Source organism: Microbacterium sp. sgz311019, from assembly GCF_056135325.1.
On the sequence record NZ_JBWAXO010000004.1, the window covers coordinates 311,043 to 333,042 of the forward strand.

Here is a 22,000-nt window from a genome sequence, read left to right on the forward strand (position 1 = left end):
GGGGGTGGGGCGCGCTCCTGCGCGCCCCACCCTGCCACTCGCATCCCCTCCCCTTGTAAGGAAGAGCAATGACGGCGATCGCCACCGACGTCGATTCCCCGCCGATTCCCGCGCGGCGGCGTCGATCGAAGCTGCGTCTGCGCAACACGCTGATCGGCTGGAGCTTCATCCTGCCGAACTTCATCGGCTTCGCCGTGCTGACCCTGATTCCGGTCGTGACGCTGTTCTACCTCGGCTTCACGAACTGGAACATCTTCGGCACGGCCACCTGGACGGGTCTCGCGAACTTCCGGCGGCTGATCGGCGACACGACGTTCCATGTCGCGCTGATCAACACCTTCTTCTACGCGATCCTCCACATTCCGCTGACCTTCGTCGTCTCGCTGGGGCTGGCGCTGCTGCTCAACACCTCGTTGCGAGGCCTCGCCTTCTTCCGTACGGCGGCCTTCTTCCCCTACATCACGTCGATCGTGGCGATCGCGGTCGTGTGGAACCTGCTGTTCAGCCCGCAATACGGCCCGATCAACCAGTTCCTGCACACCATCGGCATCCAGAACCCGCCCACGTGGCTGCAGTCGACGACCTGGGCCATGCCCGCCACCGTCATCGTCAGCACCTGGCGCGACATGGGCTATTACATGATCCTGTTCCTCGCGGGTCTGCAGACCGTGCCCCGTGAACTGCACGAGGCGGCGCGGGTCGACGGCGCGGGCGTGTGGCAGCGGTTCTGGAACGTGACCATGCCCTGTCTGCGGCCGACGACCTTCTTCGTGACCGTGATGCTGACGATCAACTCGTTCAAGATCTTCGATCTGATCCTCGTGATGACCAACGGCGGTCCGGGAAACGCCACCCTCGTGCTGTCGCAGTTCATCTACCAGACGGCGTTCGTGCAGAACCAATTCGGCTACGCCTCGGCGGCGTCGATGGTCCTGTTCTTCATCTGCATCGCCGTGACGATCATCCAGTTCCTCATCAACAAGCGACGGAGTGCCTGATGAGTGCGATCACCGAACCTGCCAGCCTGCAGCGGGGACTGCACCAGCTCGCCGAAGAACCGCGACCGCCCGCCGTGCGCACGCACCGGTCGGGACTCCGTCGGATCGGACGCTTCTTCGGCTACGTCGTGCTCATCGCGGCGGCCTTCGGTCTGCTCGTCCCGTTCTTCTGGATGCTCTCGAGCTCGCTCAAGCCGGCCAACGAGGTGTTCACGGTGCCGGTGAAGTGGCTGCCGGAGACGCTGGACTGGCGAAACTACGTCGAGATCTGGACGCACTCGAACATCATCGTCTGGATCCGCAACACGCTCGTGCTCGCCGTAGCCGTCACGATCCTGCAGGTGTTCACGGGCTCGTTCGCGGCCTACGGGTTCGCCCGCACGAAGTTCCGCGGCCGCGACGTCCTCTTCCTCGCCTACATCGCGACCATCGCGGTGCCGTGGCAGTCGTACATGATCCCGCAGTTCATCATGCTGTCGAAGATGCACCTGGCGAACACGCTGTGGTCGATCATCCTGCTGCAGGCCTTCAGCGCGTTCGGCGTGTTCCTCATGAAGCAGTACTACGAGACGATCCCCGAGGAGCTCTCCGAGGCGGCCCGCATCGACGGCCTGAGCGAATACGGCATCTGGTGGCGGATCATGGTCCCGCTGTCCGTGCCGGCCATCGCGAGCCTCATCCTGCTGACGTTCGTCGCGGTGTGGAACGACTATCTCGGACCGCTCATCTACCTGCGCAACCCCGATCTGTGGACCCTCCAGCTCGGCCTGCAGACCTTCGTCAGCAATCAGTTCGACGCGAACTACGGCCTCATGTTCGCGGGCCTCGTGATCTCGGTGGTGCCGATCGCGGTCGTGTTCCTCCTCGGTCAGAAGTACTTCATCGAGGGAATCGCGACGAGCGGGATGAAGGGATGACGGCGATGCGACGGATCTCCCACGGCTTCGCGGCGACGGCCTTCGAGGTGGTGTACCTCGGGCTCGTCACGAACGCGATGCTCGTCGTCGCCTGCCTGCCTCTGCTCATGCTCACGATCGGCACCGATCCCGCACAGTCGTGGCCGTACATTGCGGCCACCGCAGCGCTGTGCGCGCCGGCTTTGACCGCGGCCTTCGCGGTCTTCCGCGCGCACGGCAGCGGCGGCGACGGTCCCGTGCGCGCGTTCCTCCGGGGGTACGCGGCCACCTGGCGCAAGGCGCTCGTCGTCGGCGCCGGCGTCGCGGCCATCCTCGTCGTGCTGTTCGTGGACGTGCGCGCCCTCTCCGGGTCGACACTCGGCGTGGTAGTCGTGCCCGCGCTGCTCGTGCTGGCAGTGCTGGCCCTTGCGCTCGGCATCCTCGCCCTCGTCGCGATCGCAGAGGTTCCGGCCGCACGGATGCGCGATGTGCTCCGTGCCGCCATGCGGCTCGGAATCGCGCGCTGGTACCTCACCCTCGTGTCGCTGCTGATCGGCGGACTGCAGATCGCTCTCTTCGCCAACATGCCCGCAGTGGCAGCAGGCGTCACGGCCGCTGCTGCCCTCTACCTCATCTGGGCGAACTCGCGCTTCACCCTGAGCCCCGTGCTTCCCGTCGCCCATCCGGCGCACGACTGACCTCTCCGAAGAATCGACAAGGACTGCCAAGGAATGACCTCCCTCACCTCTGCGCCCGACCACACCGGCGCATCCCGCATCGCTGTGCGCGAAGCCCTCGCCGCGGCCATCGAGACGACGCGTCGCAACATCGACCGCTTCGGCGACCTCTACCCCGACGACACCACCCGCGACGGGGTCTATCCGCTCCGTCCGGCGGCGGGGAGCATCGCCGAGGGAGGCAACCACGGGTGGACGACGAGCTTCGTCCCCGGGATGCAGTGGATCGCGTGGGAGGCGACTGGGGATGAGGCCTTCCGCGATTCCGCACTGCAGCACACGGTGGACTTCGCCCGCCGGCTGCACGACGGCGAAGACCTCGACATGCATGACCTCGGGTTTCTCTACAGCCTCGCCTGCGTGTCGGCGTGGCGGCTGACCGGTGACGAGAAGGCGCGTGCCGCGGCGCTCGGGGCCGCCGACCATCTCATGACCCGCTTCCTCGAGCCCGCGGGCATCATCCAGGCGTGGGGCGACCTGACCGATCCCGGCGAGCGCGGGCGGACGATCATCGACAGCCTCATGAACATGCCGCTGCTGACGTGGGCGTGCGAGCAGACCGGTGAGGAGCGGTACGCCGACGCGGTCCGCCGGCACACCCTCCAGCTCAGCGAGCGCATCATCCGCGCGGACGACTCGACCTTCCACACGTTCTCCTGGGACGCCGACACCGGTGAGGCGCTCCGGGGTTCGACGGCGCAGGGGGCGTTCGACGACTCCTGCTGGTCGCGCGGGCAGGCATGGGGCATCTACGGCTTCGCTCTGAACTACCGGGCGACAGGCGACGAGCGGTTCCTGGAGGCCTCTCGCCGCTGCGCCCGCTACTTCCTCGCGCACCTGCCCGCCGACGGCGTCGCCTACTGGGACCTCGTCTACACGGATGGCAGCGATGAACCCCGCGACAGCTCGGCGGCGGCCATCGCGGTCTCGGGGCTGCGGGAGCTGGCGATCGTCGAGACCGATTCCCAGGCCGCCGAGCGCGCGACCGCGGCGGCGGATCGGATCCTCGCCTCGCTGATCGAGAACTACACGCCGGCCGAAGCGGAATCGGACGCTCTCCTGCTGCACGGCGTCTACAACCTGCCCGGCGACCATGGCATCGATGAGGGGAACCTCTGGGGCGATTACTTCTACATGGAGGCGCTCATGCGCACGGTCGACCCCGAGTGGCGGCTGTACTGGTGAGCCGCCGCATGATCCTCGATTCGTTCCGCCTCGACGGCAAGGTCGCACTGGTCAGCGGCTCCAGCCGCGGGCTCGGCCAGGGCGCGGCGATCGCGCTCGCCGAGGCGGGCGCCGACGTCGCGCTGCTCGACCGGGGCGATGCGTCCGAGACCGCGGAGCGCATCCGGGCGCTGGGCCGTCGCGTCCACCCGATCCGCCTCGACTTCGCGACCGCGACCCCCGCGGAGTTGGCGGATGCCGTCGCCGAGGTGATCGCCGAGCTCGGCGGTCTGGACATCCTGGTCAACAACGCCGGCACGATCCGTCGCGCGCCGGCCGTCGACTACGCCGCCGATGACTGGGACGACGTGCTGACCGTCAACCTCGACGCCGTGTTCCACCTGTCTCAGGCGGCCGGTCGGCACATGATCGCGCAGGGAGGCGGCCGCATCATCAACGTCGCCTCGATGCTGTCGTTCCAGGGCGGCGTCTTCGTGCCCGCCTACACCGCGTCCAAGCACGCGGTGGCCGGGCTGACGAAGGCGCTGGCGAACGAGTGGGCGGCGTCCGGCGTCACCGTGAACGCCGTCGCCCCCGGCTACATGGCGACCGACAACACCGCGGCCCTGCGCGCGGACACCGAACGTGAGGCATCTATCGTCGCCCGCATTCCCGCCGGACGCTGGGGCACCCCTGACGACCTGCAGGGCGTCTTCGTCTTCCTCGCCTCGGACGCCGCGGCCTACGTCACCGGCGCGATCGTGCCGGTCGACGGCGGCTGGCTCGTCCGCTGAGCCCCGCGAACGCCCCTCCCTCCTCTGCTGACACCCGAACAGGAGCATCATGGCCACGCCCATCGAGCAGCGCTACGCGACCAATCCCACCCAGATTCCGGGCATGACGACGCAGGACCTCCGCGACACCTACCTGATCCCGGAGGTCTTCGTCCCCGGCGAGATCCGTCTCACCTACACGCACCATGACCGGATCGTCCTGGGCGGTGCGGCGCCCGCGGGAGGTGTGCTCGAGCTCGGTGGATACCCCGAGATCCGCAGCGAGTACTTCCTCGAGCACCGCGAACTCGGTGTCGTGAACGTCGGCGGAACCGGCACGGTCACCGCCGACGGCGAGGTGTACGAGCTCGTGAACGGGGCGTGCCTGTACCTCGGCCGCGGCATCCGCGAGGTGTCGTTCGCGGGCGAAACCGCGCAGTTCTACCTCTTCTCCGCCCCGGCGCACACGACCTACCCGGCCGCGCTCGTCTCGCCGGGTGAGGGCACCGTGCGGGAGCTCGGCGACCAGGTGACGAGCAACCGTCGCACGCTGAACCAGTACATCCACGAGAACGGCATCCGCAGCTGCCAGATCGTGATGGGCGTCACCCAGCTGCACGCGGGCTCGATGTGGAACACGATGCCGGCCCACACTCATGACCGGCGCACCGAGTGCTACCTGTACTTCGACGTGCCCGAGGATGCCCGGGTCATCCACCTGCTCGGCGAGCGGGAGGAGACCCGTCACCTGGTCGTGGCCGACCGGCAGGCGATCATCTCGCCGAGCTGGTCGTTGCACTCGGGCGTCGGCACGGCGGCATACTCGTTCGTATGGGCGATGGCGGGCGAGAACCAGACGTTCGACGACATGGACGCGGCTCCCGTCACCGACCTGAAGTGAGCGGGATCAGATGAGCGGGATGCTGCTCGCCGCCGGCGAGACGATGGCCATGGTCGCCCCGCTCGCGGCGGAGCGGCTGCAGGCGGCCGAGGCCTTCCGCGTCGACTCGGGTGGTGCCGAGTCGAACGTGGCCGGTCACGTTGCGGCGCTCGGTCACCCGTCGGCCTGGTTCAGTCGCCTGGGCGCGGACCCCTTGGGCGACCGCATCCTGCAGCACCTCACCGCGCGCGGGATCGACGTCTCGGCCGTGATCCGGGATGCGGCGCACCCGACGGGCCTCTACGTCAAGGACCCCGGGCACGGCGTGCACTACTACCGAGCCGGGTCGGCCGCATCCTTCCTGTCCGCTGCAGACGCCGACGCGGTCGACCTGGGCGGCGTCCGGGTGCTGCACGTGTCGGGCATCACGGCGGTCATCTCGGCGTCCGCCGCCGAGTTCCTCGATCGCATCATGGCCCGGGCGCGCGAGGCCGGCGTCCTCGTCAGCTTCGACGTCAACCACCGTCCGGCCCTGTGGGATGCGGCGACCGCCGGAGCCGCGCTGAAGCCCGTCGCCGCGCGCGCCGACATCGTCTTCGTCGGCCGTGACGAGGCCGAACGCCTGTGGGGGACGGCCACGCCCGCCGAGGTGCGCGCGCTGCTGCCCGATGTCGGCGAGCTCGTCGTGAAGGACGGCGCGTACGGCGCGACGACCTTCGTCGGCGAGGACGAGGTGTTCGTCTCGGCTCTGAAGGTCGAGGTCGTCGAGGAGGTCGGCGCGGGCGACGCTTTCGCGGGCGGCTACCTCGCTGCGCTCCTCGACGATTGGCCCATCGACGAACGCCTGCGCGCGGGACACTCGCGCGCCGCCCTCACCCTCGCCACCACCGCCGATTGGCCCGACGAAGAGGAACACGGATGACCGACTGGTTCGAGGATGCGTTCGCCGACGCGCCGCTCATGGCGATCCTGCGCGGCATGGGGGTGGAGCGGTCCGCGGCGCTGTCGACGACAGCGTGGGACCTCGGAATCGACGCCGTCGAGGTGCCGCTCCAGACGAAGGAGGACGACGCCGCGCTCCGCGAGGTCGTGCGCCTCGGCGAGGAGCGCGGCAAGCTCGTCGGCGCAGGCACGATCATCACGGTCGAGCAGGTGGATGCCGCGATCTCCGCAGGCGCCCGGTACCTCGTCTCGCCCGGCCTCGACCCCGCCGTCGTCCGGGCCGCGCAGGAGCGCGGCATCCCGATCCTCCCCGGCGTGGCGACGCCCAGCGAGGTGCAGGCGGCGCTCGCGCTCGGACTCACCTGGCTGAAGGCGTTCCCGGCGACCTGGCTCGGCACGGGCTGGTTCGCGCACATCCGGGGGCCCTTCCCGCAGGTGCGGTTCGTCGCGACCGGCGGCCTGAACGCCGCGAATGTCGGCGAATACCTCGCCGCAGGCGTCCGGGTCGCAGCCGTCGGCTCGGCCCTCGAAGACCCGGCGCAGCTCGAGCGCCTGGCCGAGGTGCTCGCCGCTCGCGGGTGAAAGACCGAACCGGCCCGGGTGCACGTGGCGAGCACCCGGGCCGGTTCCGGCGTCGGTGGGATCACGCGTTGCCGAGGGCCTCGTTCACGACCTCGCGCGCCTCGACCTGCACGCGGGCGAGGTGCTCGGGGCCGCGCAGCGACTCGGCGTACAGCTTGTACACGTCCTCTGTGCCCGAGGGCCGGGCGGCGAACCAGGCGTCGTCGGTCTGGACCTTGAGGCCGCCGATCGCGGCGCCGTTGCCCGGCGCGTGCGACAGCTTCGCGGTGATGGGTTCTCCGGCGAGCTCGGTCGCGGTGACGGCATCCGGCGAGAGCTTCGACAGCGCCGCTTTCTGCGCCGGGGTGGCAGGCGCATCCACCCGCTGATACGCGGAGGACCCGAACTCGGCCTCGAGCTCCGCGTACCGCTGCGAGGGCGTCTTGCCCGTCACGGCGAGGATCTCGGAGGCGAGCAGGCACAGCAGGATGCCGTCCTTGTCGGTGGTCCAGACGCCGCCGTCCATGCGGAGGAACGATGCGCCGGCGGACTCCTCGCCGCCGAAGGCGACGGAGCCGTCGAGCAGGCCCGGGACGAACCACTTGAATCCGACCGGCACCTCGAGGAGCGTGCGGCCGAGGGATGCCGCGACCTTGTCGATGATCATCGACGACACGAGCGTCTTGCCGATCGCGGCATCGTCCGCCCAGCCCGGCCGGTGCGCGTACAGGTAGTCGATCGCGACCGCGAGGAAGTGGTTCGGGTTCATGAGGCCCGCATCGGGCGTGACGATGCCGTGGCGGTCGGCATCCGCGTCGTTGCCGGTGAGGATGTCGTACTCCGACCGGCGCGCGACGAGACCCGCCATCGCCGACGGCGACGACGGATCCATGCGGATCTTCTCGTCCCAGTCGAGGGTCATGAACTTCCACGTCGGGTCGACGGTCGGGTTCACGACCGTCAGGTCGAGCTCGTACATCTCGCCGATGAGCGCCCAGTAGTCGACGGATGCGCCGCCCATCGGGTCGGCGCCGATGCGGATGCCCGACGTCTTGATGGCCTCCATGTCGATGACGTTCACGAGGTCGCGCACATAGGCCTCACGGAAGTCGTACTCGCCGAGCTTGTCGGGGTCGATGTCCGACCACTTGGTGCGCTTGACCCCCTCGAGGCCCGCGGCAATGAGGGCATTGGCGCGGTCGGCGATCCATCCGGTGGCATCGGTGTCGGCCGGCCCGCCGTGCGGAGGGTTGTACTTGAACCCGCCGTCGCGCGGCGGATTGTGGCTCGGCGTGACGACGATGCCGTCGGCGCGGCCGGGGTCGCCGGCATCCCGCCCGCGGTTGTAGGTGAGGATCGCGTGGCTCACGCCCGGCGTCGGCACCCACGAGTCGCGGGAGTCCTGCCGCACGTCGACGCCGTTCGCGACGAGCACCTCGACGGCGCTGCGCTCGGCGGGCAGCGACAGCCCGTGGGTGTCGCGGCCGAGGAACAGCGGACCGCCGATGCCCTGCTCGGTGCGGTAGTCGACGATCGCCTGGGTCGTCGCGAGGATGTGCACCTCGTTGAAGCTCGTCGACAGCGACGAGCCGCGGTGCCCGCTCGTGCCGAACGCGACACGCTGCTCCGGCACGGCCGGATCGGGCTTCCTGTCGTAGTAGGCGTTGATCAGCTCGTCGACGTCGATCAGATCGGATGCTTCGGCGGGAAGTCCTGCGCGGCTCATGGCCCCAGTCTGCCCCGATCCGGCGCTGAGGTCACGTCGGTCGTTCGGTCAGGTCCCCGGGTCGACCTGCCCTGCGGGCGCGGGTGTGAGCCTCCATCGGCGCAGCCGCGGAGACGCACCCGCGATCGCGCCCGCTCCGACGACGCACGCCAGGCCGCCGAGGACGCAGCTGACGGCGCCACTCGTCGCCCCCGCGATGACGCCGGCCCGGAGGTCGCCGAGGCTGGGTCCGCCCGCGCCGACGAGATAGTCGAGCGAACTCACGCGGCCGCGCAGCTCGTCGGGTGTCGCGGTCTGCACGATCGTCCCGCGGCTCACGACGGTGAAGGTGTCCGCCGCCCCCGCGGCCACGAGCGACAAGAGGGCGAGCGGAAGGGTCGGGCTCGCGCCGAATGCGGCTGTGGCGGCGCCCCACACCGCGCAGGAGGTGAGCATGATGAGCCCCTGCCGCGGATACGCGGTGAGGCGGCCGGAGAGGAGGCCGGCGATGACGCCGCCCAGACCGATCGCGGGCAGCATGAGGCCGAGCGTGAGGGGCGAGCCGCCGAAGCGCTCGGCGTTGATAACGGGGAAGAGCGCCGCCGGGAGCGCGAGGACCATCGCGCAGATGTCGACGAGGAACGCACCGAGGATGACGGGCGTCCGCACGACGAACTGCAGCCCGCCGAGGATGCGCGTCCGCTCCGGCTCGCCACCGTCGGACGTCTTCGTCGCCCGCGGCACGTGCCGGGGCAGTCGGGAGATGCCCCACAGGGCGGCGAGGAACGTCAGCGCATCGACCACGAGGCACGCCCCGACGCCGATCGTGGCGACGAGGACACCGCCGATCGCCGGTCCCGTGAGGAGGGCCAGCTTGCCGGCCAGCCGGGTCAGGGCAAGGCCCGCCGAGAGATCGGTGCCCGCCAGCAGCATCGGCGGCACGGTCTGGGCGACGGGCGCGCTGAGCGAGGACAGCGCCGCGTTCAGCGCGATCATCACGAACAGGATCGGGATGCTGCGCACCCCGCCGATGACGAGCGCCGCCGTTCCGATGCTGACCGCCAGCTGACCCGACCGCGCCCACAGCAGGATCGCCCGACGGTCGACGGTGTCGGCGAGGTGCCCGCCGACCAGGCCGAACACGACCAGCGGGATCGCCACGACCAGCCCGACGAGCCCCACGATCACCGCCGAGCGCGAGATGTCCCAGACGAAGTAGAGGAGGGCGAACGACGACATGCTGCCGCCGAACTGCGAGATGGCGGTGCCGGCCCAGAACGCCCGGAACGGGCGGCTCGTCCGCAGGGGCCTGACGTCGACGAGGTGCGAGCGCATCATGTGCGGCGCCCGTCGAGGTGGCGGCGGACGCGGTCCGCGAATGACTCGCGGTCCAGGGCGGCGTCGACCTCCGCGACGAAGGCGCCGAGCGGCATGCTCAGCTCGGTGTCGAGCTCGGCCACCGCGGCCTCGGTGGCGTACCACTCGTCCCACAGCAACGGGGCGAGGCGCCGGCCCGCATCGGTGAGCGTGACGACACGGGAGCGCGCATCCTCGCCCGGCGCCGAGGTGACGAGGCCGGCCTTCTTCATCGCCGTCACGGACTGGCTCATCGCCGAGTGCGTCACACCGCAGCGCTCGGCGAGCGAGCGGATCGTCGCATCCCCGTCGGCCAGGAACATGACCGCCATGCTGAAGCGCGTGCTGACGCCCTCGATGCCGAGCTCGTCGTAGAGGTCGCCGAGGCTCGCATCCATGCGCTTGCGCATCGTCGCGAGCGGGCGCCACACGCTGGGCAGTTCTTCGATGGATGCCGGCCGCCGCTGTCCGTCAGATGTCACAGGGCTAATATAACAGCACTGATAGAAATACGGCAGCGCGGAAGGAAGCCACTACTAGGCTTGCGGGGTGAACGCAGACCCCCAGGAATCCCGCCGCGTCTACAGCTACCTCGGACCCGCGGGCACCTTCACGGAGGCGGCGCTCGCGCAGGTCCCCGAGGCGCGCGGCCAGGAGTGGCGGCCCGTCCGCAACGTCGGCGAGGCGCTCGCGGATGTCATCGAAGGCCGCGCCGATGCGGCGATGATCGCCATCGAGAACTCGGTCGACGGCGGCGTCACGACGACGCAGGACGCCCTTGCGACCATCCCCGGCCTCCGGATCGTCGGCGAGTACCTGGTGCCCGTGAACTTCGTGCTGGTCGCCCGTCCCGGGACGCGGCTCGAGGACGTCACGGTGGTCGCTGCGCATCCCGTCGCCTACGGACAGTCACTGCAGTGGCTGACCGCCAACATCCCGGGCCACGAGCATCTGCCGGCCGCCAGCAATGTCGCCAGCGCCCTCGGCATCGTCGAGGGGACGAGCGGCGCGGACGCCGCCGTCGCCGCACCGGGAGTCGTCGCGCACCACGAGTACGAGGTGCTCGCCGAAGACATCGGCGACAACTCCAACGCCGTGACGCGCTTCGTGCTCGTCAGCCGCGTCGCGCCGCCGCCCGCGCCGACCGGCGCCGACAAGACCTCGCTCATCGTCGAGCTGCCCGAGGATCACCCCGGCGCGTTGCTCGACCTCCTCGAGCAGTTCGCGACGCGCGGCATCAACCTGTCGCTGCTCGCCTCCCGGCCCATCGGCGACGAGCTCGGACGGTACCGGTTCGTGATCGACGCCGACGGGCACATCGAGGACGAGCGCATGGCGGATGCCCTGCTCGGCTTGCGCCGCTTCAGCCCGAAGGTCGTCTTCCTCGGGTCGTACCCGCGCGCCGACCGGGTGATCATCCACTACCCGCAGCGCTACTCCGACGAGGTGTTCGTCGAGGCCCGCGACTGGCTCCGCGGCCTGCTCGCCGGCGAGCCCGAGGTCTGATCCCCGCCGCCCCCAGCACATGCCGGGGGCTTCCCGCCCTTTCCCTGCGCAAGAGCGGTAATCCGGCGGAAATCGGGCGACCAATGCGGGATCGCCCGATTTCCGCCGGATCACCGCCAACTCGCCGGATCGCAGGAACCCGGCCTTCGACGCGGGGGCTCAGGCGGTGCGGAGGACCAGCTCGTCGAGCGTCAGGCGCTGGCGGGGAGCGATCTCGCGCTCGCGCAGGGCGTCGGGAAGGGCGTCCACGTCGCCGGGCACGCCGAGGGCGATCACCGACACGACCCGCCGCGTGTCGCCGAGGTCGAACGCGGCCGCGAGCGCCTCGCCGTCGAAGCCGCCCATCTGGTGGGTGTGCAGGCCCTCGTGCTGCGCCTGCACGCTGAGATGCGCGACCGCCTGCCCGAGGTCGTAGGTCGCCCACGGGCGCTCGCGGCCCTCGGCATCCGTCGTCTCGGCGATGTTGACGATGAGCACCGCGGCCGAGTCGGCCCAGGCCTGGTTGAAGCCCATCAGGGCGTCGTGGATGGCGGCGAACTCGGGGGTGCCGCGGCGGGCCACGACGAAGCGCCACGGCTGCGAGTTGTTGGCCGAGGGCGCCCAGCGGGCGGCCTCGAGCAGCACGTCGACGACCTCGGATGAGACGACGGCGTCGCGGTCGTAGGCGCGCGGGCTCCAGCGCTCTACGAGGGCGCCGATGAGGGGCGCGTCGGTCTGGGCGTGGCGGGAGGCGATTTCTGAGGCGAGAGGCATGGCCGTCTTTCTCGGGGGCAGGATGCCGGGACCCACCGGCACATTCGGTTGACGCGTCATTCAACCGCGCGCACCCTATGGGTCTCCCGAGTGCGCGTAAGACTTCGTCATCCCTCGGACGGCGAACCGCCGTCAGCCGCCGGTGATCTCCGCGATGGCCGCGACGAACGCGTCGATGTCGTCCTCGGTGGTGTCGAACGAGCACATCCAGCGGACCTCGTTGCGCGAGGCATCCCAGTCGTAGAAGCGGAAGCGCTCGCGCAGCTTGTCGGCCGCGCCGTCGGGCAGCGTCGCGAACAGGCCGTTGGACTGCGTCTTCTGCGTGAATGCCACGCCGCGGATCGTGCCGTCGGCGATGCCAGCCTCGACCCCCGTGCGCAGTCGCTGAGCCATGGCGTTGGAGTGCCGCGCGTTGCGCAGCCACAGGTCGTTCTCGAGCAGGGCGACCAGCTGTGCCGACACGAACCGCATCTTCGACGCGAGCTGCATGTTGAGCTTGCGGAGGTAGATCAGACCCGTGGATGCCTCGGGGTTCAGGACGACGATCGCCTCGCCGAGCAGCGCGCCGTTCTTGGTGCCGCCGAAGCTCATCACGTCGATGCCCGCGTCGCGTGTGAAGGCGCGCAGCGGCAGATCGAGTGCCGCGGCGGCGTTGGAGATTCGCGCGCCGTCCATGTACACGTGCATGCCGAGCGCGTGCGCGTGATCGGTGATGGCTCGCAGTTCCGCGACCGAGTACAGCGTGCCGAGCTCGGTGGACTGCGTGATCGCGACGGCCAGCGGCTGAGCGCGGTGCTCGTCGCCCCAGCCCCACGCCTCGCGGTCGATGAGCTCGGGTGTGAGCTTTCCGTCGTCGGTGGGAACGTTCAGGATCTTGATGCCGCCGACCCGCTCGGGGGCTCCGCCCTCGTCGACGTTGATGTGGGCGGTGGATGCGGCGACCACGGCGCCCCAGCGGGGGAGCATCGACTGCAGCCCGGTGACGTTGGCGCCCGTGCCGTTGAACACGGGGAACGACTCCACGCCCTCGCCCAGGTGCTCGACGAACAGCTCGTGCAGGCGCTCGGTATAGGCGTCCTCGCCGTACGAGATCTGGTGGCCCTCGTTGGCGGCGGCGATGGCGGCGAGCACCTCGGGGTGCACACCCGAGTAGTTGTCGGAGGCGAAGCCGCGGACGGCGGTGTCGTGGATCGTGGTCACGATCTACCAGCCTAAGGCGTCGGTCGCGCGGTCAGCGGTGGAGCGCGAGGTACTGATGCACCTGGGCGATCGCCATGCCGCCCTCGCCCACGGCCGCGGCGACGCGCTTCACCGAGCCCGACCGGACGTCCCCGACGGCGAAGATCCCGGGTGCACTCGTCTCGAGTCCGAAGGGGCGGCGATCGGACGTCCACTGCGGGGTGGCCGCCGCATCCCCGCCCGTCGGGATGTAGTGGTGCTCGTCCCGCGCGATCTGTTCGGGAAGCCAGTCGGTCACCGCATCCGCGCCGATCATCACGAAGAGCACGGTGTGGTGCCGGGTCGTCGTCTCTCCGGTCACCCGGTCGACGACGTCCACGGCCTCCAGGCTCCGCTCGCCGCGGACGCCCACGACTTCGCTGCGCGTCTGGACGCTGATGCCCTCGTGCGCCGCGATCTGGTCGATGAGGTACCGCGACATGCTCGCGTCGAGTGACGCGCCGCGCACGAGCAGCGTGACCGACCGCGCGAAGCGGGAGAAGAAGATGGCCGCCTGCCCGGCCGAGTTCCCCGCGCCGACGATCGCGATGTCCGCGCCGCGGGCGACGGTCGAGTCGCTGCGGGCGGCGCCGTAGAAGACGCCGTTGCCGAGGAAGCGGTCGATGTCGGCCACCGGCAGCCGGCGCCACGCGACGCCGGTCGCGATGATCACGACGGGTGCGCTCAGCGTCTCGCCGCCATCGAGGACGATCTGCTCGCGCGACGGCCGCAGGGCCTCCGCGGTGCGAGTGACGACGATCTCGGCCCCGAGGCGGCGGGCCTGGCGCAGCGCCCGGCTCGCGAGGTCGTCGCCCGAGATGCCGAACGGGAAGCCCGTGTAGTTCTCGATCCGGCTGGACGTGCCGGCTTGGCCGCCGGGGGCGAGGCACTCGATGACGAGCGTGCGCAGGCCCTCGGCGGCCGCATTGACGGCGGCCGTCAGCCCGCACGGTCCCGCCCCGAGGATCGCAACATCGTAATGCCCCGACGACGGCTCGATCTCGAGCCCGACGAGCTTCGCGACCTCGCGCAGCGGCGGCCCCTCGAACCGCCGCCCGTTCGCGAGCTCGATGATCGGGTACGCCGAGGCATCCGCGTCGTCTGCGACGGTGACGCGCTCGAACGGGACCTGATTGCGGGTGAGGAAGACGACCGCCTCGCGCGTGGCGGCGTCCGAGCGCGGTGCGATGACCCGCGCCGCCGCCTCCGGCTGTTCCCCGGCGACCGTCTGCAACCAGTCCAGGTGGCGGCGGGCGAGGGATGCCACGAACGCCGGCACCGAAGGCGCCATGGCGGCGAGCGTGTAGTACACGGTCGGATCGAGCCGGATGATGCGGGTCGGCTGCGTCGCCCGACCGCTCGCCGGGAACGGCGTGCTCAACGTCATCGGCACATCGCCGAAGAACATCCCGGGGTTCCGCTCGCCGATGACCCGCTCGTCGCCGTTCACGATCTTGGTCAGTTCGGCATGCCCCTCGACGACCACGAAGACAGCGCGGTCGTCCCCCTCGTGCGCGAAGTACTCTCCGGGCGAGAGATGGATGTCCTCCACCGAGGCCACGAGGTAGTCGATGGCCTCCTGCGGCAGCGCTGCGAAGGCCGTGATGCCGCGCAGCTCCTCCGTGGTGATCATGCGCCGACCAGGGTCATGCGCTGAAGATAGCGAGCCCGCCAGTGCCGGTCAACGCACCTCCGCCCGACGTCACCCCGTTGACTTGCCCTATCGCACCGCGACACGGCGGGCATGTCGTGCATTCAGGGCACGTCAACGGGGTCGGCGCCGAGTCCCCAGCACCCGGCGCGCTTCGTCGTCTCAGGCGTCCGTGCCGCGGATGCCCGCGGTCGACTCGATCACCGGCTTCATCTTCTTGTCGAGCGCCTCGAAGAACATCGACAGCGGGAACTCGTCATCCATCACGGCATCCGTGTAGCCCTTCGGAGTCCCGGCGAGGATCTCGTCCGGGAGCCCGCGCGCCCACGCGGACGCCGGGTTCGGAGTCAGCGTTCCGCGCACGAGGTCGTAGGCGGCGAGCCAGTGGGCGGTCTTCGGCCGGTCGATCGACTGCCAGTACAGGTGGTCGATCGCATCTCCCAGGGCCACGACCGCGGCGGGCACGGCGTCCCAGTCGAACGCGAGAGCGGTGTCGGTCCAGTGCAGCACGCCGCGCTGGTGCAGCCAGGCGAACAGGAGCTGGCCGCCGACGCCGTCGTAGTTGCGCACACGGCTGCCGGTGATCGCGAACCGGAAGATGCGGTCGAAGATCACCGCGTACTGCACGAGCTTGGCGTGCTGGAGCATCTCGCGCTCCGCCGCGTCGAGCGCGGCCGCCCCCGAGAGTCGCTTCTCGATCGCGACGCACTCCCGGAAAGCCGTGAGGTCGCAGCGCAGCTCCTCGAGCGAGTACAGGAAGTACGGCATCCGCTGCTTGATCATGAACGGATCGAACGGAAGGTCACCGCGCATGTGGGTGCGGTCGTGGATGATGTCCCACATCACGAACGTCTTCTCGGTGAGCGCCTGGTCATCGAGCATCGCGGCGGCATCTGCGGGCAGCTCGAGCTTGGTGATCGCGGATGCGGCGCGCACGACGCGGCGGTAGCGGGCGGCCTCGCGGTCCTGGAAGATCGCGCCCCACGTGAAGGTCGGGATCTCGCGCATCGCGACGGTCTCCGGGAACAGGACGGCCGAGTTCGTGTCGTAGCCCGGGGTGAAGTCGACCAGACGCAGCGACACGAAGAGCTTGTTCGTGTACTCGGTCTCGAGCTGCGCGATGAACTCGGGCCAGATGACCTCGACGAGCAGCGCCTCGACATGGCGGTTCGACGAGCCGTTCTGCGTGTACATCGGGAAGACGACGAGGTGGCGGATGCCGTCCACCCGGTGCCGCTGCGGCTGGAAGGCCACGAGCGAGTCGAGGAAGTCGGGCACGCCGAAGCCGCCGTCCATCCAGCGCTCGAAGTCGACGGGCAGCGCCTCGAGGTAGTCCGCGTCGTGCGGGAAGAGCGGGGCGAGCGCGCGGATGCTGCGCACGATCGCCACGACGAGCTCGGCGGCACGGGGCTTGTCGCCCTCCGCGGGAACGCTGCCGTCCTGTGCCTGGAGGCCCTGCAGCTCGGTGGCGGCATCCTTCAGCGCGAGCCAGGCGGCGGAGTCCTCGACGACCTCGGGCTCGCCGATGATCACCTGGTCGTTCGTGTGGGTGAGGGACACGGGGGGAACCTCCGATCGTGGAGTCTGGCCGCGCTCGCGGTGTTGGCACATGGAACATTTACGGCAAATGGGGCCGGATGCCGATAATCTTACGGCATGACGCTCTCCACGCCCACTCCGAACAGCGCGGGCGCGCTGCCCGGGGCCTCCGGCCGCGTGGCCCCGGACGTTCCCGGGGGCGGGCATCTCGACGCCCCCGACGCACTGATCGTCGCCGCGATCTCGAGCAACGCCCGCGCGACGCTGGCGGAGCTGTCGGCCGAGGTCGGGCTGTCGGTGTCGGCCGTGCAGGCGCGGCTGCGCCGCCTCGAGTCGCGGGGCGTCATCTCGGGCTACCGGCCGATCCTCGACGCCGAGGCGATCGGCAAGCCGCTCTCCGCGTTCGTCGAGATCACGCCGCTCGACCCCGCCCAGCCCGACAACGCGCCCGAGCTGCTGGAGCACCTGGACGAGATCGAGGCGTGCCACTCGATCGCCGGTGACGCGAGCTACATGCTCTTCGTCCGGGTCGCGTCGCCCCGCGAGCTGGAGCGCCTGATCCGCGACGTCCGGCTCGCGGCCAACGTGCGCACGCGCACCACGATCGTGCTGCAGACCTTCTACGAGAACCGGCCGATCGCACCCGCGTGAGCGAGCGCGGCAGCCCGGGTAGAGTCGCGGTCGTGACCACCCCCGCAGAGGCTCCCGACCGTTCGAACGCCCTCGACCTCGACGCCTGCCGTGCGGCGTACGCCGAGCTCCAAGCGCTCGGCCTGCGGCTGGATCTGACCCGCGGCAAGCCCTCGGCCGAGCAGCTCGACCTGTCCGGCGAGCTGCTCGAGCTGCCCGGCCCCGAGCGGTTCCTCGCCGCGGACGGCACCGACGTGCGCAACTACGGCGGCCTCGACGGCCTCCCGGAGCTCCGCGCCATCTTCGCCGAGCTGCTGAACGTGCCGGTCGAGCAGCTCCTGGCGCAGGGCAACGCGACCCTCACGCTCATGTACGACACCCTCGTGTACGCGATGCTCTTCGGGGTCCCGGGCTCGCCGCGGCCCTGGTCGCGGGAGGAGGCCGTGAGCTTCATCTGCCCGGTGCCGGGCTACGACCGGCACTTCGCGGTGACCGAGGCCCTCGGCATCCGGATGATCCCCGTCCCGATGACGCCGGACGGCCCGGATGCGGAGGCCGTCGCGGCGCTCGTCGCCGACGACCCCCGGATCAAGGGCATGTGGGTCGTGCCGACCTACGCCAACCCCGACGGCGCGACGGTCACCACTGAGATGGCCCGCCGGCTGGTCTCGATGCCGGCCGCAGCAGCAGACTTCCGGATCATCTGGGACAACGCCTACGCCCTGCACCACCTCACGGACGAGGAGACGCCGTCCGCCGACGCGCTCGGCCTCGCGGCCGAGGCGGGAAACCCCGACCGCGTGCTGATGTACGCGTCGACCTCCAAGATCACCTTCGCCGGGGCCGGTGTGTCGTTCGTCGCCGCATCCCCGGCCAACATCGCCTGGTTCCGCTCGCACCTGGCCGTCCAGTCGATCGGGCCGGACAAGGTCAACCAGCTCCGGCACGCGCTGTTCTTCCGCGACGCCGACGGCGTGCGGGCGCTCATGCAGAGGCACCGCGGCATCCTCGCGCCGAAGTTCGCCGCCGTGCAGCACGCCCTCGAGTCGCGCCTCGGCGGCCTCGGCATCGCGTCCTGGACGACCCCGAAGGGCGGGTACTTCGTCTCGCTCGACGTCGTGCCCGGCACGGCGACACGTGTCATCGAACTCGCGAAGGCGGCAGGCGTCGCTCTCACCCCCGCCGGATCCACGTTCCCCTACCACCGGGACCCGGACGACCGGAACATCCGGCTCGCGCCGAGCATGCCGCCGCTCGATGAGGTGCAGAAGGCGATGGATGCGGTGGCCACCTGCGTCCTTCTCGCCGCCGCCGAAGCGGCGACGGAGGCGGCCGGCTAGGCAGCTCAGCGCTTCGCGGTCACCGGTGCCGCGAGCGCCGGGATGACGGTCTCTCCGTAGACGCGCATCGTCTCCTCCTTGCTGTCGTGCTGGAGGTAGCCGGCGAACTGCGTGACGCCGAGGTCTCGGAGCTGCTCGAGCTTCGCGATGTGGTGCTCCGCCGATCCCAGGATGCAGAACCGGTCGACGATCTCATCGGGGACGAAGTCGACGTGGACGTTCTCCGCCCGGCCGTGCGTGTTGTAGTCGTAGCCGGTGCGTCCTTCGATGTACGCGGTCAACTCGTCGGGGACGGCGCCGTGGTGCCCGTACTTCGCGACGATGTCGGCGACGTGGTTGCCGACCATGCCGCCGAACCAGCGGCACTGGTCGCGCATGTGCTCCCAGTCGGTGCCGATGTACATGGGCGCGGCCACGCAGAACGCGAGCGCGTCGGGGTCGCGGCCGACGGCGGACGCGGCATCCCTCACCGTCTTGATCATCCACGCGGCGATGTCCACGTCCGCGAGCTGCAGGATGAAGCCGTCGCCGACCTCTCCCGCGACCTTCAGAGCGAGCGGGCCGTAGGCGGCGACCCACACGTCGAGGCTCGAGCCGCGGCTCCACGGGAACTGCAGCGTCGCGCCGTTGTACTCCACGGAGCGCGAGTTCGCGAGCTCGCGGATGACGTGGATCGCCTCACGCAGCTCCGCCATCGTGGTCGGCTTGCCGCCCGTCACGCGGACGGCGGAGTCTCCGCGGCCGATGCCGCAGATCGTCCGGTTGCCGTAGAGCTCGTTGAGCGTCGCGAAGACGGATGCCGTGACCGTCCAGTCGCGGGTCGCCGGATTCGTCACGAACGGCCCGACGACCACGCGCTTCGTCTCGGCCAGGATCGCCGAGTGGATGACGTAGGGCTCCTCCCACAGGAGGTGCGAGTCGAAGGTCCAGACGTGGCTGAAGCCGTGCGCCTCGGCGAGCTTCGCGAGCTGCACGGTGCGCGCGGCGGGCGGGTTGGTCTGCAGGACGACGCCGAAATCCATGGGCTACACCAGGTACTGGCTGAGGCCGCGCTTGAGGAACCGGCCGTCGCCCTTGGCGCCGAGGTAGGCCCCGTCGTCGACGATGACCTTGCCGCGCGAGAGCACGGTGTCGACGTGCCCGTCGATCTCGAAGCCCTCCCACGCCGAGTGGTCCATGTTCATGTGGTGTGATTTGCCGAGCCCGATCGACGTGTGGCCGTTCGGGTCGTACACGACGATGTCGCCGTCGGCGCCCGGCTGGATCACGCCCTTCCGGCCGTACATGCCGAACATCCGGGCGGGGGTCGTGGAGGTCAGCTCCACCCAGCGCTCGAGGGTGATGCGCCCTGTCACGACCCCCTGGTACATGAGGTCCATCCGGTGTTCGATCGACCCGATGCCGTTCGGGATCGCGCGGAAGTCGCCGCGCCCGAGCTCTTTCTGGTCCTTCATGCAGAACGGGCAGTGGTCGGTCGAGACCATCTGCAGATCGTTCGTCCGCAGCGCCTGCCACATGTGGTCCTGGTGGCCCTCCGCCCGCGAGCGCAGCGGGGTCGAGCACACCCACTTCGCACCCTCGAACGCGCCCCATTCCTCGCTCGATGCGCCCAGTTGCTCCTCGAGCGAGAGATAGAGGTACTGGGGACAGGTCTCGCCGTAGACGTTCTGTCCCCGGTCGCGCGCGGCGGCGAGCTGTTCGACCGCCTGCTTCGCGCTCACGTGGACGACGTAGAGCGGCGCGCCGGTGAGGTGGGCGATCATGATCGCCCGGTGCGTCGCCTCCTCCTCCATCTGCCAGGCGCGTGCGACGCCGTGGAAATACGGGTCGGTCTTGCCCTGCTCGACGAGCTGCGCCGCGAGCACGTCGATGACCGGCCCGTTCTCGGCGTGCATCATGGTCAGCATGCCGGTGTCGCGGGAGACCTGCATGGCCTTCAGCACCTGGGCGTCGTCGGAGTAGAAGACGCCCGGATACGCCATGAAGAGCTTGAAGCTCGTGATGCCTTCGTCGACGAGGCCCGGCATCGCCGCGAGCGCATCCGCGTCGACGCCGCCGATGATCTGGTGGAACCCGTAGTCGATCGCGCAGTTGTCGGCGGCCTTCTCGTGCCAGGCGGCGAGACCGTCCTGCACGCGCTCGCCGGCGCGCTGGACCGCGAAGTCGACGATCGTCGTGGTGCCGCCCCAGGCGGCCGCGCGCGTGCCGGTCTCGAAGGTGTCCGAGGCCTCCGTGCCGCCGAACGGCAGCTGCATGTGGGTGTGGGCGTCGATACCGCCCGGGATCACGTACTTGCCCGTCGCGTCGATGACGGTGTCGACGGATGCCGCGAGGTCGGTGCCGAGCAGCTGCGAGCCGGGCGCCAGCACCGCGGCGATCGTCTCGCCGTCGACGAGGACGTCCGCCGGGGCGCTGCCGGTGGCCGATACGAGGGTCCCGCCGGAGATGAGGGTGGTGGCCATTGTTCGCTCCTCGATCTGCTCAGGGTGCCGTGATGTCGCCGTAGGTGTCGGGCCGGCGGTCGCGATAGAACTGCCAGTCGTCGCGCATCGCCTGCACGAGGTCGAGGTCGAGGTCGCGCACCAGCAGCTCCTCGTGCTCGCTCGAGCCGCGCTCGCCGACGAAGTTGCCCCGCGGATCGATCACCTGGCTCGTGCCGTAGAAGTCGACGGCGAGCTCGCCGTACTCGTTGTCCTCGCGGCCGACCCGGTTGGGCTGCAGCACGAAGTACCCGTTCGCGACGGCCGCGGCGGGCCCCTCGACCTCCCACAGCCGGTTCGAGAGCCCGGGCTTCGTCGCGTTGGGGTTGAAGACCATGTGCGCGCCGTTGAGGCCGAGCTCGCGCCATCCCTCGGGGAAGTGGCGGTCGTAGCAGATGTACATGCCGACCTTGCCGACCGCGGTGTCCCACACCGGGTAGCCGAGGTTGCCGGGGCGGAAGTAGAACTTCTCCCAGAACCGGTCGAGGTTCGGCAGGTGGTTCTTGCGGTACTTGCCGAGGATCGTGCCGTCGGCATCCACCAGTACCGACGTGTTGTAGTAGACGCCCGTCTGCGCCTCCTCGTAGATCGGGAGCACCATGACCGTCCCGAGCTCCTCGGCGAGCGCGGCGAAGCGCTGCACGATCGGACCGTCGGCCGGTTCCGCGAACCGGTAGTACTTCTTGTCCTGTGTGATCCCGAAGTAGGGGCCGTAGAAGAGCTCCTGGAAGCACACGACCTGGGCGCCCTGCGCGGCGGCATCCCTCGCGAATCCCTCGTGCTTGTCGAGCATCGACTCCTTGTCGCCCGTCCACGTGGTCTGGCTGATCGCCGCCCGCACCGTCGTCATCGCGTCCCCGTTCCCCTCGTT

General features: G+C 69.9%; 21 protein-coding genes. 11 read left to right on the forward strand and 10 right to left on the reverse strand.

Annotated features, from left to right (window positions below):
- Positions 1-68: 68 nt before the first annotated feature.
- The 8 genes from AC0NZN_RS08605 to AC0NZN_RS08640 are packed head-to-tail and all read left to right on the forward strand — an operon-like array spanning position 69 to position 6,972.
- Positions 69-998 carry a carbohydrate ABC transporter permease gene (locus tag AC0NZN_RS08605; protein ID WP_474591876.1) on the forward strand — a complete coding sequence of 310 codons (930 nt, stop codon included), beginning with the start codon at positions 69-71 and terminating at the stop codon, positions 996-998.
- Complete coding sequence (locus tag AC0NZN_RS08610) at positions 998-1,915, forward strand: carbohydrate ABC transporter permease (protein ID WP_474591877.1); 918 nt, start codon at positions 998-1,000, stop codon at positions 1,913-1,915. Before AC0NZN_RS08605 ends, AC0NZN_RS08610 begins: the two co-directional genes overlap by 1 nt.
- The gene (locus AC0NZN_RS08615; protein WP_474591878.1) at positions 1,912-2,592 is read left to right on the forward strand and encodes a DUF624 domain-containing protein; all 681 of its coding nucleotides are present in this window, start codon (positions 1,912-1,914) and stop codon (positions 2,590-2,592) included. The genes AC0NZN_RS08610 and AC0NZN_RS08615 overlap by 4 nt, the downstream gene beginning before the upstream one ends.
- A 33-nt stretch (positions 2,593-2,625) precedes the next feature.
- Positions 2,626-3,816: a glycoside hydrolase family 88 protein gene (locus AC0NZN_RS08620; RefSeq protein ID WP_474591879.1), complete on the forward strand. Its 1,191-nt coding sequence runs from the start codon at positions 2,626-2,628 to the stop codon at positions 3,814-3,816.
- 8 nt (positions 3,817-3,824) lie between these two features.
- Complete coding sequence (kduD, locus tag AC0NZN_RS08625; protein WP_474591945.1) at positions 3,825-4,589, forward strand: 2-dehydro-3-deoxy-D-gluconate 5-dehydrogenase KduD; 765 nt, start codon at positions 3,825-3,827, stop codon at positions 4,587-4,589.
- A 49-nt stretch (positions 4,590-4,638) separates the two neighbouring features.
- Positions 4,639-5,469: a 5-dehydro-4-deoxy-D-glucuronate isomerase gene (gene kduI / locus AC0NZN_RS08630; RefSeq protein WP_474591880.1), complete on the forward strand. Its 831-nt coding sequence runs from the start codon at positions 4,639-4,641 to the stop codon at positions 5,467-5,469.
- A 10-nt stretch (positions 5,470-5,479) separates the two neighbouring features.
- Positions 5,480-6,370 (forward strand): sugar kinase, encoded by an 891-nt coding sequence (locus AC0NZN_RS08635; RefSeq protein ID WP_474591881.1) that lies wholly within the window; start codon positions 5,480-5,482, stop codon positions 6,368-6,370.
- A complete protein-coding gene (locus AC0NZN_RS08640; RefSeq protein WP_474591882.1) occupies positions 6,367-6,972 on the forward strand; it encodes a bifunctional 4-hydroxy-2-oxoglutarate aldolase/2-dehydro-3-deoxy-phosphogluconate aldolase in 606 nt (201 codons plus the stop codon). The genes AC0NZN_RS08635 and AC0NZN_RS08640 overlap by 4 nt, the downstream gene beginning before the upstream one ends.
- Before the next feature lie 61 nt (positions 6,973-7,033).
- Here AC0NZN_RS08640 and pgm read toward each other — a convergent pair whose 3' ends face one another.
- The 3 genes from pgm to AC0NZN_RS08655 are packed head-to-tail and all read right to left on the reverse strand — an operon-like array spanning position 7,034 to position 10,494.
- Entirely contained in the window at positions 7,034-8,677 is a 1,644-nt protein-coding gene (gene pgm / locus AC0NZN_RS08645) for a phosphoglucomutase (alpha-D-glucose-1,6-bisphosphate-dependent) (protein WP_474591883.1), read from the reverse strand.
- 48 nt (positions 8,678-8,725) lie between these two features.
- Entirely contained in the window at positions 8,726-9,994 is a 1,269-nt protein-coding gene (locus tag AC0NZN_RS08650; protein WP_474591884.1) for an MFS transporter, read from the reverse strand.
- Entirely contained in the window at positions 9,991-10,494 is a 504-nt protein-coding gene (locus tag AC0NZN_RS08655) for a MarR family winged helix-turn-helix transcriptional regulator (RefSeq protein WP_474591885.1), read from the reverse strand. Before AC0NZN_RS08655 ends, AC0NZN_RS08650 begins: the two co-directional genes overlap by 4 nt.
- Before the next feature lie 67 nt (positions 10,495-10,561).
- Here AC0NZN_RS08655 and pheA point away from each other — a divergent pair, with 67 nt between their 5' ends.
- Positions 10,562-11,518: a prephenate dehydratase gene (pheA, locus tag AC0NZN_RS08660; protein ID WP_474591886.1), complete on the forward strand. Its 957-nt coding sequence runs from the start codon at positions 10,562-10,564 to the stop codon at positions 11,516-11,518.
- Between the two features lie 159 nt (positions 11,519-11,677).
- On the opposite strand, the gene AC0NZN_RS08665 is transcribed toward pheA, so the two are convergent.
- The 4 genes from AC0NZN_RS08665 to AC0NZN_RS08680 form a co-directional block, all read right to left on the reverse strand.
- Entirely contained in the window at positions 11,678-12,271 is a 594-nt protein-coding gene (locus tag AC0NZN_RS08665) for a nitroreductase family protein (protein ID WP_474591887.1), read from the reverse strand.
- A 132-nt stretch (positions 12,272-12,403) separates the two neighbouring features.
- Complete coding sequence (locus tag AC0NZN_RS08670) at positions 12,404-13,471, reverse strand: threonine aldolase family protein (protein ID WP_474591888.1); 1,068 nt, start codon at positions 13,469-13,471, stop codon at positions 12,404-12,406.
- 31 nt (positions 13,472-13,502) lie between these two features.
- Positions 13,503-15,122: an FAD-dependent oxidoreductase gene (locus tag AC0NZN_RS08675; RefSeq protein ID WP_474591889.1), complete on the reverse strand. Its 1,620-nt coding sequence runs from the start codon at positions 15,120-15,122 to the stop codon at positions 13,503-13,505.
- 180 nt (positions 15,123-15,302) lie between these two features.
- The gene (locus AC0NZN_RS08680) at positions 15,303-16,700 is read right to left on the reverse strand and encodes a DUF6421 family protein (RefSeq protein WP_474591890.1); all 1,398 of its coding nucleotides are present in this window, start codon (positions 16,698-16,700) and stop codon (positions 15,303-15,305) included.
- 96 nt (positions 16,701-16,796) lie between these two features.
- Between AC0NZN_RS08680 and AC0NZN_RS08685 the strand changes: the two genes are divergently transcribed.
- Together AC0NZN_RS08685 and AC0NZN_RS08690 are read left to right on the forward strand one after the other, a co-directional pair.
- On the forward strand, positions 16,797-17,330 hold the full coding sequence (locus AC0NZN_RS08685) for an Lrp/AsnC family transcriptional regulator (RefSeq protein ID WP_474591891.1): 534 nt from the start codon (positions 16,797-16,799) through the stop codon (positions 17,328-17,330).
- Between the two features lie 32 nt (positions 17,331-17,362).
- Entirely contained in the window at positions 17,363-18,649 is a 1,287-nt protein-coding gene (locus AC0NZN_RS08690) for an aspartate aminotransferase type Ic (RefSeq protein WP_474591892.1), read from the forward strand.
- Positions 18,650-18,654: 5 nt separating this feature from the next.
- Here the strand turns inward: AC0NZN_RS08690 and AC0NZN_RS08695 are convergent, their stop codons facing one another.
- Genes AC0NZN_RS08695 through AC0NZN_RS08705 form a run of 3 tightly spaced genes read right to left on the reverse strand, consistent with a single transcriptional unit; the run spans position 18,655 to position 21,979 of the window.
- Positions 18,655-19,671, reverse strand: a complete 1,017-nt coding sequence (locus AC0NZN_RS08695) for a TIGR03842 family LLM class F420-dependent oxidoreductase (RefSeq protein WP_474591893.1) — start codon at positions 19,669-19,671, stop codon at positions 18,655-18,657.
- 3 nt (positions 19,672-19,674) lie between these two features.
- Positions 19,675-21,111, reverse strand: a complete 1,437-nt coding sequence (gene hydA / locus AC0NZN_RS08700; RefSeq protein WP_474591894.1) for a dihydropyrimidinase — start codon at positions 21,109-21,111, stop codon at positions 19,675-19,677.
- Between the two features lie 19 nt (positions 21,112-21,130).
- Entirely contained in the window at positions 21,131-21,979 is an 849-nt protein-coding gene (locus AC0NZN_RS08705; protein ID WP_474591895.1) for a nitrilase-related carbon-nitrogen hydrolase, read from the reverse strand.
- Between the last annotated feature and the right edge of the window lie 21 nt (positions 21,980-22,000).

Bases quoted from the DNA above. Each gene is read 5' to 3' on its own strand.
- AC0NZN_RS08635 (WP_474591881.1), top strand. From the start codon at position 5,480: ATGAGCGGGATGCTGCTCGCCGCCGGCGAGACGATGGCCATGGTCGCC.
- AC0NZN_RS08615 (WP_474591878.1), top strand. From the start codon at position 1,912: ATGACGGCGATGCGACGGATCTCCCACGGCTTCGCGGCGACGGCCTTC.
- AC0NZN_RS08675 (WP_474591889.1), bottom strand. From the start codon at position 15,122: ATGATCACCACGGAGGAGCTGCGCGGCATCACGGCCTTCGCAGCGCTG.
- AC0NZN_RS08620 (WP_474591879.1), top strand. From the start codon at position 2,626: ATGACCTCCCTCACCTCTGCGCCCGACCACACCGGCGCATCCCGCATC.
- AC0NZN_RS08665 (WP_474591887.1), bottom strand. From the start codon at position 12,271: ATGCCTCTCGCCTCAGAAATCGCCTCCCGCCACGCCCAGACCGACGCG.
- AC0NZN_RS08685 (WP_474591891.1), top strand. From the start codon at position 16,797: ATGACGCTCTCCACGCCCACTCCGAACAGCGCGGGCGCGCTGCCCGGG.
- AC0NZN_RS08650 (WP_474591884.1), bottom strand. From the start codon at position 9,994: ATGATGCGCTCGCACCTCGTCGACGTCAGGCCCCTGCGGACGAGCCGC.
- AC0NZN_RS08610 (WP_474591877.1), top strand. From the start codon at position 998: ATGAGTGCGATCACCGAACCTGCCAGCCTGCAGCGGGGACTGCACCAG.
- kduI (WP_474591880.1), top strand. From the start codon at position 4,639: ATGGCCACGCCCATCGAGCAGCGCTACGCGACCAATCCCACCCAGATT.
- AC0NZN_RS08640 (WP_474591882.1), top strand. From the start codon at position 6,367: ATGACCGACTGGTTCGAGGATGCGTTCGCCGACGCGCCGCTCATGGCG.
- AC0NZN_RS08705 (WP_474591895.1), bottom strand. From the start codon at position 21,979: ATGACGACGGTGCGGGCGGCGATCAGCCAGACCACGTGGACGGGCGAC.
- AC0NZN_RS08695 (WP_474591893.1), bottom strand. From the start codon at position 19,671: ATGGATTTCGGCGTCGTCCTGCAGACCAACCCGCCCGCCGCGCGCACC.
- pgm (WP_474591883.1), bottom strand. From the start codon at position 8,677: ATGAGCCGCGCAGGACTTCCCGCCGAAGCATCCGATCTGATCGACGTC.
- AC0NZN_RS08605 (WP_474591876.1), top strand. From the start codon at position 69: ATGACGGCGATCGCCACCGACGTCGATTCCCCGCCGATTCCCGCGCGG.
- kduD (WP_474591945.1), top strand. From the start codon at position 3,825: ATGATCCTCGATTCGTTCCGCCTCGACGGCAAGGTCGCACTGGTCAGC.
- hydA (WP_474591894.1), bottom strand. From the start codon at position 21,111: ATGGCCACCACCCTCATCTCCGGCGGGACCCTCGTATCGGCCACCGGC.